The organism is Marinoscillum sp. 108, from assembly GCF_902506655.1.
GTDB classification, from domain to species: domain Bacteria; phylum Bacteroidota; class Bacteroidia; order Cytophagales; family Cyclobacteriaceae; genus Marinoscillum; species Marinoscillum luteum.
This window is the reverse complement of the sequence record NZ_LR734808.1, coordinates 204,565-220,357: the sequence shown is the minus strand read 5'-3', so window position 1 is coordinate 220,357 and position 15,793 is coordinate 204,565. Positions and strand designations below refer to the sequence as shown.

Annotated in this window: 13 protein-coding genes; 3 read left to right on the top strand and 10 right to left on the bottom strand. The window is 42.3% G+C overall.

What is annotated here, in order from left to right; translation table 11 throughout:
* Complete coding sequence (locus tag GV030_RS00815; RefSeq protein WP_159578833.1) at positions 1 to 2,433, top strand: YfhO family protein; 2,433 nt, start codon at positions 1 to 3, stop codon at positions 2,431 to 2,433.
* Between the two features lie 47 nt (positions 2,434 to 2,480).
* Positions 2,481 to 3,227, top strand: a complete 747-nt coding sequence (locus GV030_RS00810; RefSeq protein WP_159578831.1) for a class I SAM-dependent methyltransferase — start codon at positions 2,481 to 2,483, stop codon at positions 3,225 to 3,227.
* Positions 3,228 to 3,269: 42 nt separating this feature from the next.
* Here GV030_RS00810 and GV030_RS00805 read toward each other — a convergent pair whose 3' ends face one another.
* From GV030_RS00805 to GV030_RS00765, 9 genes are all read right to left on the bottom strand, one after another.
* Complete coding sequence (locus GV030_RS00805; protein ID WP_159578829.1) at positions 3,270 to 4,487, bottom strand: hypothetical protein; 1,218 nt, start codon at positions 4,485 to 4,487, stop codon at positions 3,270 to 3,272.
* 261 nt (positions 4,488 to 4,748) lie between these two features.
* A complete protein-coding gene (locus tag GV030_RS00800; protein ID WP_159578827.1) occupies positions 4,749 to 5,705 on the bottom strand; it encodes a dihydrodipicolinate synthase family protein in 957 nt (318 codons plus the stop codon).
* A 74-nt stretch (positions 5,706 to 5,779) separates the two neighbouring features.
* Complete coding sequence (locus GV030_RS00795) at positions 5,780 to 6,496, bottom strand: cytidylyltransferase domain-containing protein (protein WP_159578825.1); 717 nt, start codon at positions 6,494 to 6,496, stop codon at positions 5,780 to 5,782.
* Positions 6,493 to 7,257: an FkbM family methyltransferase gene (locus GV030_RS00790; RefSeq protein ID WP_159578823.1), complete on the bottom strand. Its 765-nt coding sequence runs from the start codon at positions 7,255 to 7,257 to the stop codon at positions 6,493 to 6,495. The genes GV030_RS00795 and GV030_RS00790 overlap by 4 nt, the downstream gene beginning before the upstream one ends.
* Positions 7,258 to 7,262: 5 nt before the next feature.
* The gene (locus GV030_RS00785; protein ID WP_159578821.1) at positions 7,263 to 9,515 is read right to left on the bottom strand and encodes an N-acetylneuraminate synthase family protein; all 2,253 of its coding nucleotides are present in this window, start codon (positions 9,513 to 9,515) and stop codon (positions 7,263 to 7,265) included.
* Positions 9,516 to 9,702: 187 nt separating this feature from the next.
* Positions 9,703 to 10,461, bottom strand: a complete 759-nt coding sequence (locus GV030_RS00780) for a phytanoyl-CoA dioxygenase family protein (protein WP_159578819.1) — start codon at positions 10,459 to 10,461, stop codon at positions 9,703 to 9,705.
* Positions 10,462 to 10,474: 13 nt separating this feature from the next.
* Complete coding sequence (locus tag GV030_RS00775) at positions 10,475 to 11,299, bottom strand: class I SAM-dependent methyltransferase (protein ID WP_159578817.1); 825 nt, start codon at positions 11,297 to 11,299, stop codon at positions 10,475 to 10,477.
* A gap of 78 nt (positions 11,300 to 11,377) precedes the next feature.
* Entirely contained in the window at positions 11,378 to 12,472 is a 1,095-nt protein-coding gene (locus tag GV030_RS00770; RefSeq protein ID WP_159578815.1) for a DegT/DnrJ/EryC1/StrS aminotransferase family protein, read from the bottom strand.
* Positions 12,469 to 13,683: a glycosyl transferase family 1 gene (locus GV030_RS00765; RefSeq protein ID WP_159578813.1), complete on the bottom strand. Its 1,215-nt coding sequence runs from the start codon at positions 13,681 to 13,683 to the stop codon at positions 12,469 to 12,471. The genes GV030_RS00770 and GV030_RS00765 overlap by 4 nt, the downstream gene beginning before the upstream one ends.
* Positions 13,684 to 13,904: 221 nt before the next feature.
* On the opposite strand from GV030_RS00765, the gene pfkA reads away from it, so the two are divergent.
* Complete coding sequence (gene pfkA, locus GV030_RS00760) at positions 13,905 to 14,876, top strand: 6-phosphofructokinase (protein ID WP_159578811.1); 972 nt, start codon at positions 13,905 to 13,907, stop codon at positions 14,874 to 14,876.
* Here the strand turns inward: pfkA and miaA are convergent.
* On the bottom strand, positions 14,865 to 15,782 hold the full coding sequence (miaA, locus tag GV030_RS00755) for a tRNA (adenosine(37)-N6)-dimethylallyltransferase MiaA (protein ID WP_159578809.1): 918 nt from the start codon (positions 15,780 to 15,782) through the stop codon (positions 14,865 to 14,867). The genes pfkA and miaA overlap by 12 nt on opposite strands.
* Positions 15,783 to 15,793 lie beyond the last annotated feature (11 nt).

Here is a 15,793-nt window from a genome sequence, read left to right as displayed (position 1 = left end):
ATGACAAATAACCTTAAAAGATCAATTCTTACCCACGGAGCTATCATTCTGGGATTTTTCATCGTAACGGTCATCGTTTACGCTCCATTTTTCTTCGAAAGCAAACAATTGGCTCAACATGATATTCTGCAAGGCCTGGGCAGTAATTATCAGCTCAAAGAATACAGAGCTGAGACTGGAGAAGAGGCCCTTTGGAATAACGCAATGTTTAGTGGGATGCCAGCCTATCTCACTAGTGTCCAGTTTCCAGGAGACATCCTCACCTATGTTTATCAGATTTTCAAACTTGGCCTTCCCAACCCGGAGGGAATTACACTGGTTTGCTTTATTTGCTCGTATATTATGCTCCTGTCCTTCGGTGTGCGGCCTTGGGTTGCTTTTGCAGGGGCCATTGCCTTTGGTCTCAATGGGTTCAATATCATTAGTCTCACTGCTGGTCACAATTCCAAAATTGCAGCTCTGGCATTCGCTCCATTGGTGCTTGCTGGAATACACCTTGCCTTTACCAGAAAAAAATACTTAGGTATAGGACTTACTTCTCTGGGATTGGCCATGCAGATTTATATGAACCACCCACAAATCACTTACTATTTACTCATTACAGTGTTGGTTTATGGTGTATTCCAGCTCTATTACTTCTGGAAAGACCACCAAATAAAATCTCTGCTCCTCACCCTTGCCGGGCTGATATTGGCTGCAAGCATCGCCGTTGGTGCCAATTCAGGAAAACTTTGGACCGTTTACGAATACAGTAAATACAGCATCAGAGGAAAGTCAGAACTCAAAGATGAAAGCAAAGAATCTTCTGGTTTGGATAAAGAGTATGCTTTTCGTTACAGCAACGGAATTCTGGAGCCCTTATTCCTCTTTATCCCTAATATCTATGGTGGTTCATCTAGTCAAGAGCTCAGTACACAATCGGCAACTGCTGGTGCCCTGCGACAAGCAGGATACAACGGGCAGCAACTAAGAGATCAACTCAAAGCCATGCCCACCTATTGGGGTGACCAACCATTGACTGCTCCATACTATGCCGGAGCGCTCTCATTTTTCCTATTCGTACTGGGTATTTTCGTTTTGGATCGGAGAACCAAAACATGGTTGATTGTGGTAGCACTCATCGGAATTGTACTTAGTTGGGGTAGCAACTTCACCTTGCTGAATGATCTCCTCTTTGATCACTTCCCGATGTACAACAAATTCAGGTCGGTTACCTTCGCGATTTGCATGACCCTCCTGTCCATTAATTTAATGGGTTTTATGGCTCTGGAAAGGGTGTTGACCGGAATGTCCGATAAAGCTTTCAGGAAAAAATTTCTTTGGTCAGTTGCTATTTGCGGGGGTACAGCTCTTTTACTTGTGATAGCAGCAGGTGCATTGAGTTACCGAGGCAGTATAGATGCTCGCTTGCCAGAATGGCTGATAGATGCCCTCAGAAGCGATCGGGAATCACTTTTGAGGTCTGATGCCCTAAAGGCTCTCTTTTTTATACTGGCATTTTCGGGGCTTATATGGGCCTATTGGAAAAATTCACTCAAATCCGTACTGATCATTTCAGGGATCATATTACTACTCTTTGTGGACATCTTCAGCCTTACAAAGCGTTTTCTCAACAAGGATTCTTTTGAGAACAGACCTGTAAAAACATACTTTAAGCCTACCGAAGCTGATCTTTATATTAGGAGCATAGCAACTTCTGGTGAGCGTGTGCTCAACCTTCAGAACCCATTCAATGAGGCCAGAACCTCTTACCATCATGAATCCATTGGAGGGTACCATGGAGCCAAAATGCGCAGATATCAAGACCTCATAAGTGCATGTATTCAGGCCGAAATGTCGGAAACCATCAATGTTCTGCAATCCGGAGGTTCCCAGTTGCCCAATACTCCGGTACTCAACATGCTCAACACACGGTTTTTTCTGGCTGGATCTTCAAAAAATGCAGTCATTTCAAATTCAAGATCACTAGGCAATGGGTGGATCGTCTCCAACTTAAAGGAAGTGGCGTCGGCAGATGAAGAACTTTCTGAGGTGTGTGGCATCAACCCATCCCGAACTGCAGTCATTGATGGCTCCAAATTTTCTCCGCCAAATCTAATAGCCGGAGCTACCGGAACGGTGAAATTGCTAAGCAGAACACCGAATGAAATCAAATATACTACTCAGACCTCTGGTAAAAGTCTTGCTGTGTTCAGTGAAATATATTATCCAAAGGGGTGGAAGGCCTACATCGATGATCAGGAAGCCGAAATTCTCAGGGTTAATTACATCCTCAGAGCACTTCCCCTGGAAAAAGGAACGCATGAAATCAGGTTTGTTTTCGAACCGACAAGTTATTACGCCGGAAACACATTAACTATTGTGGGCGAGGTATTGGTTTTCCTTCTTTTTATAGGAGGGATTTGGATGGAGCGACGTAAATCATCTCTCTGATCTATCCGGCTTATTTTTCCAAACCTCGTCTTAATTAAATTATTGCAATGATCAAAAAAATCATACAATCGATTGATAGAATCAGCCATTTCGTGTTTTTCAATGCCACCAATTCTCGAAAAACCTTCTATGAATTAGATCAGATCAGTTACAGAGAAAGTGCTCAAATAATCCACCAACAAGGTGCTGGTGCCGTGCTTCTGGATCGCAAAGATAAATTCTGGACACACGCGCTGAGTCATATCCCGATGAAGGGTGTTTTGTTAGAGTTTGGTGTCTTTAGAGGAGATTCAATCAACTTTTTTAGTGAAGTCCTTTTAGAAAAAAAGGATCAACGTAAGATTTATGGATTTGACTCATTTGAAGGATTATCTGAGGACTGGTCAGGTACATCTATGGTAAAATCAACATTTGATTTGAAAGGAAATTTACCGAGAGTCAATGATAACGTGGTGCTTATCAAAGGCTGGATTGATAAAACCTTACCACCCTTTATTGAAAACAATGGGCTACAAGCTGACAAAATAGCCTTCATGCACATTGATATGGATACCTATAGTCCCACAAAGGTTATTTTCGAACAAACTGTAGAGTATCTTCAGCCGGGAAGTATTATTGTTTTTGATGAATTACTTGGCTATCCGGGCTGGAGAGACAATGAATATAAAGCCCTCATGGAATGTATCGATCCCAGATGGACATATCAATTTATTTCATTTTGCGAACCAAGATCTAAAGACAGAAACACAAGCAAATACATTCGAGCTGCGATTCGCATTCTAGAGAAAAAATAATTTAGAGTATCGGAACCACATCAAATCAAGCAAATTTCGGGATCACCGTCTTGACATTCCCTCAAGAAAAAGTTGAGAGGCTCGTCGCTCTATAACCTCCATATCCATCAGAAAATGATCAGACGCATCCACCTGCCCTGCATCAGCTGCTATCTTATCCATAGCCATGCAGAGGTCGGAGGAGTCCTTTGCGTAAAAAAACTGCTCAGTATTTATCAGTTCTTCGTATAGATCGTACCCATTTGGGTGTACTATAATACTCTTAACACCAAAATTCAAAGCTTCTATGCATACAGAAGACCAGTTGGTGAGGTGCAAATGAACATGCTCGATTATCTGATAAAGAGGCAATTTGGATGATTCGTGAATCTCAACGTTGCTCACCTTCAAATCAGCCAGCGACTTGAGGACTTTGGCGTTTCCAATCTTTTGAGCAGGGTGAAGTCTAAAAAGCCATAAAACATCCTTTTGGGTCTGAATCTCATCCAACACAAAATCCGGGATGGGGATTTCCATATCCTGCTGAAGGGAAAAAAGCACCACCGTACTATAAGAATCAAGAAGCTTGCGATATTGAGGAGATTCCCTTTCTGCCTTATTTTTCTTCCAGTTGATCAGCCAGTGATTTCCAAGCACCACTGGTTGATGTTGCTGCAAATTGTTTCTTCCCTTTTCAATGTTGAGTTTTGAACTTTCGCCCCAATTCCAAAAAAAGTCGGGAACCATGCGGTATCCGTTATTTGGCACTTGGCCCCAATGTGCATACATCAGGTGGTAAACACCCTGTTTTCCATGCTGTATATCTATGGTCGGAATCGCCAGAGATTTAGCCGCATTCAAATACGCAAAATTTACATTGTGGTAATAGCATACAAACGCAACTAAAGTTGGGTTTGCCCTTTTCAAAATAGCCTTCGCACTCTGCTCTGAAGCTAAAATAAAGCACACCGATTTGATCAAAAGACTTTTAATGGCAAGGCCACTTCTTGATTCGATTTCATCAGTTGCCTCAATTGAAGCAAGGTATTTTGTAAATCTCTTCTGATGCCTGAGGTATTTCACCGGATTAGCAAACAACCTGAGATCCAGGAAATTCATAGGAAAAAAGCCTTCTACATCAGAAACCCTCTTTCCATTTGAAACTTTAGTGGCAGACCAACCAAAGCGATTAGCCATGAACTCATATACCGGATCTGCTACTCTATCATACAGCTTATCCTCTCTCCTATCAGCATGACCAGAAGTACTCGTAAAAATCATCAGATCCCTTTTTCTTAGGGATCTGAATGTTTTAAAAGAATGAAAAAAAGAGGAAAAGTTAAGCTTAAGAGATGGTTGTTTCTTTTTTTTTGAAGCCAGCCGCCTTTGATTGACCAAAAAAGAATCCCTGAGGCTACTGCGCATTAGAGGCCATAGTTCTATACCACCATACACCCAGTCATTTACCGGATGCCTGTGTTCAATATCTACAACGATCTCATATAACTCCTTTTCGCCAACGCTCATTTGCTAAAAAACCAATCATTGGGAAACAACCTCGTCAACCGGCAGTGATTCAATCAATCTTTTTACATCCATAGCCTCCTCTGCTCCTAACTCCATCAACGGCATCCTTTCATATCGGTGAATCACGCCCAGGGCCTCCATGGCCGCTTTGATGGTCAAATGCCAACCATATTTCTTCACCCCTTTTTCAAAAAAGGGAACTTCAATCTCATTGATAATTCTCATGTAAGCCTCCTTGTTTCCGGCTTGATAATATTCCCAAAACTTGGACGCCAGACGAGGATCAAATACCCCTATGCCGTTGAGCCATGACTGACACCCCACCTCGGCAAACTGCAGCCATTGCCGCTTACCTCCTCCGGAGATAATAATAGCCGCTCTATCCTTTATTTTTTCTATCACCTGCTTGGAGAAAGCATCATCCTTGGCATCTTCCTTCACTGCAATCACATTGGGAATATCAACCACACGATCCAGTAGAGAAATTGGCCAATTAACAACAGGACCGCCATACCCATTCAAAAAGGGCATTTCATGCACCAATATGCCAATATCTACCGCATCGGCAATCATCTTGTAATGCCTGTAAATCTGCTCTTCTGAGTAAAATTTCTCCCTATTGATAATAGAAATCAAATCAGCCCCAATCTCCTGTGCATGACGAGCAAATTCGATGGATATCTTCGTAGAGCAGTGAAGGGGATCCGCCACAATCATGATGTTGTTAGAGTCGATGGCTTTCACTTTTTGAGTAACAAAACTATTGAGGAGCCTTATTTCCTCCCATGACAACTCACTGAATCTACTATTGTATCCCATCACATAGAAAATTCGTCCACCCCCATCGTATATTCTCTGAAGGGAATTTTCCAAAGACAGAAAATCTATCTCCTCGTTTTTCAGAAAAGGGGTCATTACAGAGTACACAGGCCCCTGTATTCTATTCTTCAAATCAATCAGTTTGTTGTTCATTTCTTTACTATAAAAAAGTTTGTTTAATCATTATCACGTCTCAAAATCACTTTGAAATCATCCTTGGATTTATTTCAATCCTTCAGTGAGAGGTGATTTTTTCTGAGGAGGTATTCTGCCCATTCAAAATCCAACTCATAATCTATATCTACGGAGTGCAATTTATCTATATAATATCCTTTCACCCGGCCATCGAAAAAATTTGCTTTTTGTCTGAATTTATCGAGCCATGCAATATAAAAACCACCATTGACTCTATATATTTTCTCAAAATCCTGAGATCGCGTCTGCCCGGTCACCAGTGGTGAAGGACTTAAAACAGCTTCAGGGTTGATCAAATTCTCATCATTCATCGACAGAGTGAGCTGAACCGGATCAGACATATCAGTAATACTTACCACGGAATAATCTTCCCTCGTCAATAAGGCAAACCCTTCCTTTATATGCCTGGCCGTCCGAAACGGACAAGTAGGTAAGAACAACCCAATGGTATCAAAGGTATTCTTTACTTCATCACGCTCAGCAATATCCTTGATCAAATCGATGACTTTCCGCTTATCTGTGGCCATCTCAGCCTCCCGCTTTTGAGGGGTCACACCTTTTACGTTACCCGCAATACCCAGAATATCATCGTCATCTGAAGACAATATGACCGTATCAAATACTCCTGAATCAACTACCGCCTCCAGCGTATACTGAACCAATGGCTTCCCATTGAGCAACCTCAGATTTTTTTTAAGTAATCTTTTCGACCCTCCACGGGCAGGAATAATAGCCAAATTTTTCATCATGATCGGATATAAACACTTGTCTTTTCAATTTTCTCAGCGAACTCAAAACCTATTTCCTCCAAATACCGATGATACTTTTCTGTATCAAGATGCTCCATAATATTAGGGTGAAACTCGATGATCAAAAGCCGCAAACCTTTCAAAAACTCAAGATTCTCTTCTATCAAAGTATATTCTGCTCCTTCTATATCCATGAGAAGAACATTAAACTTCAACCCATATTTGGCCTGTAAGCTTTCAAAGCCCACACCTTTTACCTGAACCTCTCTGGACAACACCAGCTTTGGATTATGCACCTTCTTTTGCAATGATCCAGATATAGCAATATTATAGGTGTAAAAAGTTTCGAACGCCTGATTAGAAATGAGTGCGTTTTCAAGTGAAAAGTGGCAGTGATTATTTGCTCTGTTTTTTTCTATTTCCGTTATCAGGTCTGGATTAGCCTCAACCACCACATGATTCTCGGGATGGTCCAACATTTTATTAGAAATACAGGAAACAACCCCAATACAAGCTCCAAGTTCGATGATCGAATCTCCAGGGTCTAAATATTTTTTCATCAAAGCGATTTCCGGACTCTCGTAAGTCTTGAAAAGAAATCGAGAGTAATACCCACTTGGAAATAGATTTTCTGACAAGTTAAACTCACAACCTCCAGCACGAAATACCCGCACAAAGTTCAAAAAAAACCAACCTGCCGGCCGATTGTAGTTCATAAATTTGTTAAGCCCCAGCCTAACCACTTTCGATAATTTGTTCATACCCCTCAGTTGATCAAATGCTCAAGCCGTTCGAGCGCTATCCAAAATCCTTCACCCCTATTTTCATGACCCTGCCATATTTCCGGAATGAATGAAGCGTTGGGATTTAACCTGTTAATCACTTCTCCAACGGCATGATAATCCACCTCGCCCTCTCCAATCTGCAATCCTTCACCTCCGGTATTTTCAGAATCAGCAAAATGCATATGGGCAGTATAAGGCACCACTTCTTCTAAAAATTGATGAAAAGACCACTTGTAGTGGGTACACGCCAGCTTAGAATGAGAAGTATCCAAACAAATTCGCATATCATTCCGCTGACAGAAATCGGCGATTTCTCCAGCCGAAACAAACAAATTATGATACTGCTGTCCACCAAAATGCCAGGGAAATGGAGGCATGGTTTGAGGGATCAATTCAACTCCTTCTGTATCCAACTCTTTCAGGCTAGCCTCCAGGATCCTCATTCGTTTGATACGCTCCTGTTCAGTCAGAAACCCCTGACTTGTAAATCCCCCTACATTAGTAACGATTAAGGGTTTTACCGACCGCTTAAAATATGGTCGTAATTGCTTGGTGACCTCTATTACCCTCTGTAATTCTTCGATAGACCTCTGCCTGTATGTCTCGTCCAAAGAACAAAGGTCAAGGGTGTGATCACCTTCAAATAATTCAGGGCTATGAACTACAAAATCCAAATCCAGTTGTTCGTCAACGAACTGCCGAATATCCACCTCCAAATCTTTATAACTCAGGTGGAATTCAACCAGGTCTGCATTTGTCCCTTCTATAATCTCTTTGAAATCATGATATCTTACTGGGATGCCCCAAGGACGATTGAACTTATATGACCTCTTCACTACCTCTTCCTCTTCGATATCACTGGGATAAAAAAAGTCATATTGATTAAAATCGTGCTTTGCTCTCTTACCTACTAGGGCATTGAGATAATTGGGTTGCAATCCTCTTCCCGGACTTTTCACTTCAACCATATGTTCCTCAATCAACTCTCCTTTTTTGAGGGGTTGGTTGATGATCAAACTCTTGGCTAGATTGACCCTATTGATCATCTCTCCCTGAGAAATCTTTCTCACCTCCCTCGCTCCGAGACTTTCCTCCACCTCCCTGATTCCCTTCACCATCTCTGCAAACTCCTTTGGGAGCAAGCTTGCCTTATGGTCGCTACCTTCCATTGTGCGGTCAAGGGTAATGTGTCGCTCAATTACCTGGGCTCCGAGGGCCACGGCGGCAATAGAAACATGAATACCACGCTCATGGCCAGAATATCCAACCGGACAATTTACGATCTCTTTCAGCTGGTGAAGATAATTGAGGTTAATATCTCCAAATGGCGCGGGGTAAGTGGAATTACAGTGCAGCATCACGTGCGGCACACCAAGGCTTTGAAGTAGATTTTCGGTTTCGATAATCTCACTTTCAATACTCATACCTGTAGAACAGATAATAGGCACTCCTGTCAGGGCCAATTGGCGTAGTAAACCGTGATTAGTCAAATCCGCAGAAGCAACTTTGTATGCCGGCATGCCATATTCTTCCAATGCATTCAGACTTTCTGTGTCCCAGGGTGTGCACAAGGGTAATATTCCTTTCAGCTTGCAGTAATCAAACACCTCAAACAGCTGCTCGTTTGATAATTGAAATTTAGAAAGCAAGTCTAAAGTATACTGAGATCCCAGATTTTCCTTTATATCATCTGCCTTTCCGGCATTAGCATAGAGCGAATTCAGGTTTCGCATCTGAAACTTAGCACAACTGGCCCCAGCTGATGCCGCAGCATCTACCAACTGTTTGGCTAGAGAGATGTCACCATTATGGTTGTTTCCTATCTCGGCTATCACAAAGCTAGGGTGGCCCTTACCAATGTGATGACTACCTATTTCGATACCCTCCGCAGGGTGGTCTTTCCGCACCACTCCGAGTAACTGCTTGCTTTCATTGAGTAAAGGCAAGAAGTTTACTTCCTTCAAAAGTTCCTGAAATCTGGACGGATGATCAGTATCCCGAACAAATTTAAATTTAGAATTGGCGATACTGGAAATGGGCTGCCCAAGGTCTGGCATGTCATTTTCTACCAGCCACCTCAAAATGTCTCCATTGGTAGCTACTCCCATCACAATATCACGCTCTGACACCACGATAAGGATCCTACCCTTCTGCTCGTTAATTTTTTTTAGAGAGTTATGAATAGTCTCTTCCTGATAAATAATGTACTTATAAATATTCCTATCTATGATCATCTCTACTATTTAGTCATCCCACCTCAGAAAGAGGTGTCTATTTCGATCTACGAGGGCCGAAATTAAATATTTCAAATTAGATTCTTTGGTTTCTCAGGCTTTTCGATGAGCTGAGCATCACCAAATTACTCTTCCCTCAATCGTGTCCATTCACAATATCTCCGTGATCTGATCGTATCAACACCGCTCAACGAAGAAAAGATTTGAGCTTACGTTTCAGGTGCTCAAATGGTCCTGTGGTGTCACCCATCCTATCCTGCTCCGCTGTCCGACTATGACCTCTCATTACATATCGTTCTCCTTTGGTAATGTTCCCGGCTTTGTGAAACACTTCTGTGGAAAAAATGATAAGGGTTCCCGCCCTTCCCTCAATAGGTATCACATCCTCTTCACTCACGGGCAATTCTCTGGTTAACTCCCGGTTTTTATAACTCAGTTTTCCTTGATGCTTCTGTCTTAGTTTATGTGTCACCTTATGAGATCCTGGCACACAGCTAAATGCCCCATTTTCAGCCGTGGTATCATTGAGGTAAATAAAATACTTGAGTGTAGGCTTAACATCAAAGTGTAAATCACTTGCAACATGCTTACTACCCAGCACATCTTTCACCACAAAGATCTCTTCATTTAAGCCAGCCTCTTTACTCCAATATTTATCCGTGATCTCTCTCATGAATTGCGAACCAAAAACTTCCTCCGTTTTTTTGAATCTCTCCGTATCCATCTCCAAACGCTTTACCCGGGTGGCTACTCCCTCAGAATAGGGAGTATTCTTTTTGTACGGTGTATCCTCCGTTTCGGTAAACTCATAAAATTCTTTAAACAGTTTTTCCACATCATCAGCTCCCAGATAATTCGGAATCACCACCAAGCCAAACTCCTCAAGTTTAGCAACCACCTGATCAATACTTAAATCAGCTACTGTAAAATGTTCTTGATTCATCATAGTTCATTCTTTTTCACTCCCATCCCGTGGGAGTTGGTAATTGAAGTCCCGTAAGGGGTTTCTGAGCATAAATAGTCATATTCTTAGGCCTTCCAACATTCTGCCCCAAAAGAGCCCTTTTAAAATACCAAAGTGATAAATCAGGAATTCCGAAAGTCTGATAATCGAACCCTGCATGAAAGGCTGCTGCCCGATACTCGCAAGACCTGAAAAAAATATCTGACCTATCACCATTCCTGACCTCAGTCAGCCCTTTAAAATTATCTACCTTGTTCTGCCGTTTGGTATAAAAGGAATTCATGGTATCGTCCACCATATATGGCTCCTGTGCGATCAACCACCCTCCAGGTTTCAAAGCTTTCTGAATCTCCATAAATGTCCTATACAAATTGCTAGAGTGGTGAATTGCCCCCATCACAATGACATAGTCATAATAATTCTCCAGTTGAATGTTATTAAAACTCCCATGAATGAGCGTCGATTTTTCAGTGTTCACCCCAACTACGTCAAAAACCTTTGGTATTAATTGATTGATGGCCGCTGAATTAATCTCCATCGTATGCATTTCACTTAATTGAGCATAATATTTGGACAACATATAGGCCGAACACCAACCATCTCCGGCACCAAGCTCAAGTACCTTTCCGTTTAACGGCTTGCCAATCTTTCTCAACGCCTTCTCCAGTGATCTGGCTCTCATCCGTCGCTTGGAGTTCTTCAGAATCTTAGCTTTCGTCAATTCCTGGCTTGCCAAATGACTATGATAAATCTCATGTACTTCAATCTCTTTCCCCTTTAGCAAAGTGTCTTTACCAGGGTTCCAGTCCAATATTTTCATTTACAATGTTTTAGGGTTTAGATATGGATAGAGTTTGTCCTTCATTTGACCCATGAAAAAATACTTCAAATTGATCCATTAGCCAATTGTATTGACTTGATTACAAATATATTTAACCTCCTGCTCACTTAGCTCTGGATATAATGGAAGTGAAATAATTTCTTTACTCAAAAGGGTGGCCGCTGGAAATTGTTCCTGGTGATACCCCTTGTATAAATATGACTTTATATAGGGTAATGGAACCGGATAGTGGATACCATAACCAATCCCCAGCTCATCAAAAAGTTTCATCAGTTTCACTCGATGCTTGCTTCGGATGACATAAAGATGAAAGGCATGATAAAAATTGGTAGTGCTCATTGGCCGGACGATTCCCTCCCCTAGATAGGCATCATACCAATTGGCAATAAGATTTCTCTTTTGGACCCATTGGTCAAGATAGTTCAATTTTATGGTGAGAATGGCCGCTTGCAAAGTGTCCAGCCTGCTTGTTCTTCCTATCAGGTCATGATCATGCTTTTTCAACTGTCCATGGTTGGCAATCCGTCGCATTTTCTCAGCAAGGAGTGTATCATTGGTGATGATGGCTCCTGCATCCCCATAAGCACCCAGGTTTTTAGTAGGATAAAAGCTAAAAGTTGATACTTCACCAAAAGTGCCAACTGACCTGCCCTTCAATTTCGCACCATGAGCCTGAGCGCAATCCTCAATTACCTTCAAATGATACTTTTTCGCAATGGGGAGAATCTCATCCATGCGGGCAGGTAATCCATATAAGTGAACCGCGATAATGGCCCTGGTATTTTCATTAACCGCTCCTTCAATCAGGTAAGGGTCAATAGTATGCTCTCTATCGATAACATCTACAAACACAGGCTCTGCACCTACATTATTCACTGCTTCAGCTGTGGAAACCCAACTATTCGCTGGCACCAACACTTCATCACCCTTCCCTATTCCCAGCGCTTTAAGAGCAACTTCTAAAGCGTCGGTCCCATTTGCACAAGAAACACAATGTTCAGCTCCCAAGAACTTTGAAAACGCGTTTTCAAAATCCAAAACAGGAACTCCCCCCATAAAAAGACCCGTTGAAAGAACCTTCTGAATTTCAGCGTCTACTTCATGCTTAATTTGACTGTACTGCCCCTTGAGATCAAAAAATGGAATTTTCATGTTTCTGTACCCATTTGTGTTTCTAGCAGCTGTATCAGTTTCCGAGCCTGATTGGTTCTTGAGTACAGACTTATCAGTTTTATGTAATCCTCCTTATTGCTCTCAATGCCAGATCTAACTGTTCTTAAAAATTCCTTAATCTCATTGAACGAATAGTGCGACAGAAACACACCAATTTGTCTGTTCGAAAATAGCTCACTTAAATCACTGGGCACCTCTCCTAAACCCAAAATAGGTCTGCCAGCCACTAGATATTCAAAAAACTTTGCCGGAATAAGAAATTTGGAGTTTTCTGACTTGTTCTGTAGGAGAAGGAGGAGGTCACATTCTGTGTATTCCTCAAAAAGACTTCCATGGGGTAAATACCCCATGAATTTTATGTTTTCGGCAAATTTATAGCCTTGCAACTCATCGCTCACGCTCTCGCTGATAATCCCACCAATCCTAATTTCAAGGGAATTCAAAAAGGTAGAATCCTCTTCGCACAACTCTTCTAATGCCTGCCAGAAAACCTTCGGGTTCCTCACCTCATTCAGCATACCAAAGTAACCAATAACAAATTTACCCGCCAAAGAAGTCGGTTTCCCGAGGTAATCATAGGTTTCATTTATTCCATTGGTGATCACCTCGGCAGTTATATTATGTTTTTTAAACATCAGGTTTGCAGTACCTGAGGAAGTCACAAGGATCTTATTGGCCCGCCTCAAGACCTTGTTTTCCAACCATCTATGGAAGAACTTTGCTAATCTTCCAACTTTCAGTTTGTCCAGTAGATCCCAATCAGACCAGGGATCTCTAAAATCTGCCAGCCATTGGACTTGAGGTAAGCCAGTCTTTATACCGAGTCCAATAAGATGCATGGAATGGGGCGGGCCTGTAGTAATAATTGTTTCTATCTCTTTTTCCAGAATCACCTTTTTTAAAAACCTTACCGAAGGTCGTACCCAAAAAAGCCGGGGATCCGGTATAAATAGATTGCCGCGTATCCAAATGATTAACTGCTCCTTCCACGATTTGTCAGATTTCTCCAGAGCAGAACCCTGTTTTATGGCATTTCGATTTCTATTTCCTGTGAGTTGATGTAAAAGAGTGAAGGGCTCCCAAATCTTTCTTCTTATTACAGAAATATTCTTGCAGTCTTCTAAGAGACTCTCATCACGAATATCAAATTGTGCATTTTCCGGGGTATAAACAATTGGCTCCCAACCCATTTCCTTTAGGTTCCTGGCAAAATGCAGCCAGCGCTGTACTCCCACTCCCCCGCTTGGTGGCCAATAATATGTAACGATCAAAATACGTCTATTCCTCATCTAGTGGCATTTTGCATTAATAGAGACTAATTCCATTTTATACCTTTCTTATTTTCATTAATATTGGGCCCCGAAAGCAAATAAACAATATAGCCCCCTAATTTTTTAAATTGATTTAGAATATGAAAAGTATTGGTGTTTTTACATCAGGAGGTGACGCGCCAGGCATGAATGCCTGTATCCGATCTGTGGTGAGAACAGGGCTATATCTTGGTCTGGATGTCTATGGTATCAAATATGGATACAATGGCATGATAGACGGTGACATTTACAAAATGAAGTCATACTCGGTGAGCAATATTGTTCAGCGAGGGGGTACCATCCTGAAGTCTGCCAGGTCTAAAGACTTTATGACCAAGGAAGGTCGTGCAAAGGCTTATGAGCAACTGAAAAAAAGAGGAATAGAGGGCCTGGTGGCTATTGGTGGTGACGGTACATTCACCGGAGCCAACATCTTCTACGAAGAATATGGGATTCCCATCGTGGGAGCACCAGGCACCATAGACAATGATCTTTATGGCTCCGATTACACGATCGGATTTGATACAGCGGTGAATACTGCTCTAGATGCCATTGATAAAATACGTGATACAGCAAACTCACACGATCGGGTGTTCTTTATAGAAGTAATGGGCCGACACAGTGGGTATATCGCCATCCAAAGTGGAATAGGCGGTGGAGCTGAACTGGTGATGGTGCCAGAAACCTCCACTACAATCGGGGACGTAATTCAAACATTGAAGGAAGGGCGCGACAATCAAAAAACTTCTTCCATCGTAGTGGTGGCCGAAGGCGGCGAGCAAGGTGATGCACTGGAAGTGGCCGCCAAAGTAGCCAAAGAGCTGCCTGACCTGGACATCAGAGTTTCCACTCTCGGTCACATCCAAAGAGGTGGATCTCCCACATCTTATGATCGTATCCTTTCATCCAGACTGGGTATGGCTGCTGTGGAAGGACTGGTAAATGGCGAAAAGAATGTGATGGTAGGTGTGGTCAATGACAAAATTGCCTATACGAGCTTCAAGCTTGCCATCTCCAAAGCCAAACCCATCAACCCGGAGTTGATGCGACTGGTAGACATTTTAAGCATTTAAAGAATCTGCTATCAGCCGAATGATTCGTTCCGATTCGTTCGGCTGATACCATTTTATTTCCTCATCCTTTCTGAACCAGGTAAGCTGACGCTTCGCGTACCTTCTGCTGTTTCGTTTCAGCAACCGCACAGCCTCCTCCCGATCATATTTTCCGTCCAGGTAATTGAATATTTCCGTATAGCCCACTGTCTGTAGTGCATTATGATCCTTGTAAGGAAACAAGGCCTTAGCTTCCTCAAAAAGACCCGCATCTATCATCAGATCCATGCGCTTATTGATTCGGTCAAAAAGAATTTCACGATCCATGTTCAAGCCAAATTTCAGGTTCACAAAATTCCTATTGCTCACCGCCTTGCCCTTTCTGAAAGAGGTGAAGGTTTCACCCGAAGAACGGATGACCTCCAATGCCCGGATCACGCGCTGATGATTCTGTTGGTCTACCAGACCGAAATACTCAGGATCTTTCTCTTTCAATTCCTTCAGCATCGGCTCCAGTCCCTCCTCCTCAAACCACCTGTTCAGGCTCGCTCTCAGGTCCAGATCCACTGCGGGCATCTCATCAAATCCGTCCCAAATGGCTTTGAAAAACAACCCGGAACCGCCCACCAACACTACCACATCGTGGCGTTGAAACAACTCATCCAATAATACAAGTGCCTCTTTCTCATACATCCCCACACTGTAGTGGCTTTTGATAGAATGTGAATTGATAAAGTGATGTTTTACCTGGGCCAGTTCCTCCTTATCCGGTTTGGCCGTACCAATATTCATTTCTCGATAAAACTGTCTGGAATCTGCTGACACAATTTGTGTATTGAAATATTTGGCAATCTCAATGGCCAAAGCAGTCTTACCTACCGCCGTTGGCCCCACTACCGATACCAGTATGTTTTTTTTCAAATTCATTTCGATCCCGA

Coding starts and splice junctions, on each gene's coding strand:
- GV030_RS00815 (WP_159578833.1), top strand. CDS start 1: ATGACAAATAACCTTAAAAGATCAATTCTTACCCACGGAGCTATCATT.
- GV030_RS00810 (WP_159578831.1), top strand. CDS start 2,481: ATGATCAAAAAAATCATACAATCGATTGATAGAATCAGCCATTTCGTG.
- GV030_RS00805 (WP_159578829.1), bottom strand. CDS start 4,487: ATGATTTTTACGAGTACTTCTGGTCATGCTGATAGGAGAGAGGATAAG.
- GV030_RS00800 (WP_159578827.1), bottom strand. CDS start 5,705: ATGAACAACAAACTGATTGATTTGAAGAATAGAATACAGGGGCCTGTG.
- GV030_RS00795 (WP_159578825.1), bottom strand. CDS start 6,496: ATGATGAAAAATTTGGCTATTATTCCTGCCCGTGGAGGGTCGAAAAGA.
- GV030_RS00790 (WP_159578823.1), bottom strand. CDS start 7,257: ATGAACAAATTATCGAAAGTGGTTAGGCTGGGGCTTAACAAATTTATG.
- GV030_RS00785 (WP_159578821.1), bottom strand. CDS start 9,515: ATGATCATAGATAGGAATATTTATAAGTACATTATTTATCAGGAAGAG.
- GV030_RS00780 (WP_159578819.1), bottom strand. CDS start 10,461: ATGATGAATCAAGAACATTTTACAGTAGCTGATTTAAGTATTGATCAG.
- GV030_RS00775 (WP_159578817.1), bottom strand. CDS start 11,299: ATGAAAATATTGGACTGGAACCCTGGTAAAGACACTTTGCTAAAGGGG.
- GV030_RS00770 (WP_159578815.1), bottom strand. CDS start 12,472: ATGAAAATTCCATTTTTTGATCTCAAGGGGCAGTACAGTCAAATTAAG.
- GV030_RS00765 (WP_159578813.1), bottom strand. CDS start 13,683: ATGGGTTGGGAGCCAATTGTTTATACCCCGGAAAATGCACAATTTGAT.
- pfkA (WP_159578811.1), top strand. CDS start 13,905: ATGAAAAGTATTGGTGTTTTTACATCAGGAGGTGACGCGCCAGGCATG.
- miaA (WP_159578809.1), bottom strand. CDS start 15,782: ATGAATTTGAAAAAAAACATACTGGTATCGGTAGTGGGGCCAACGGCG.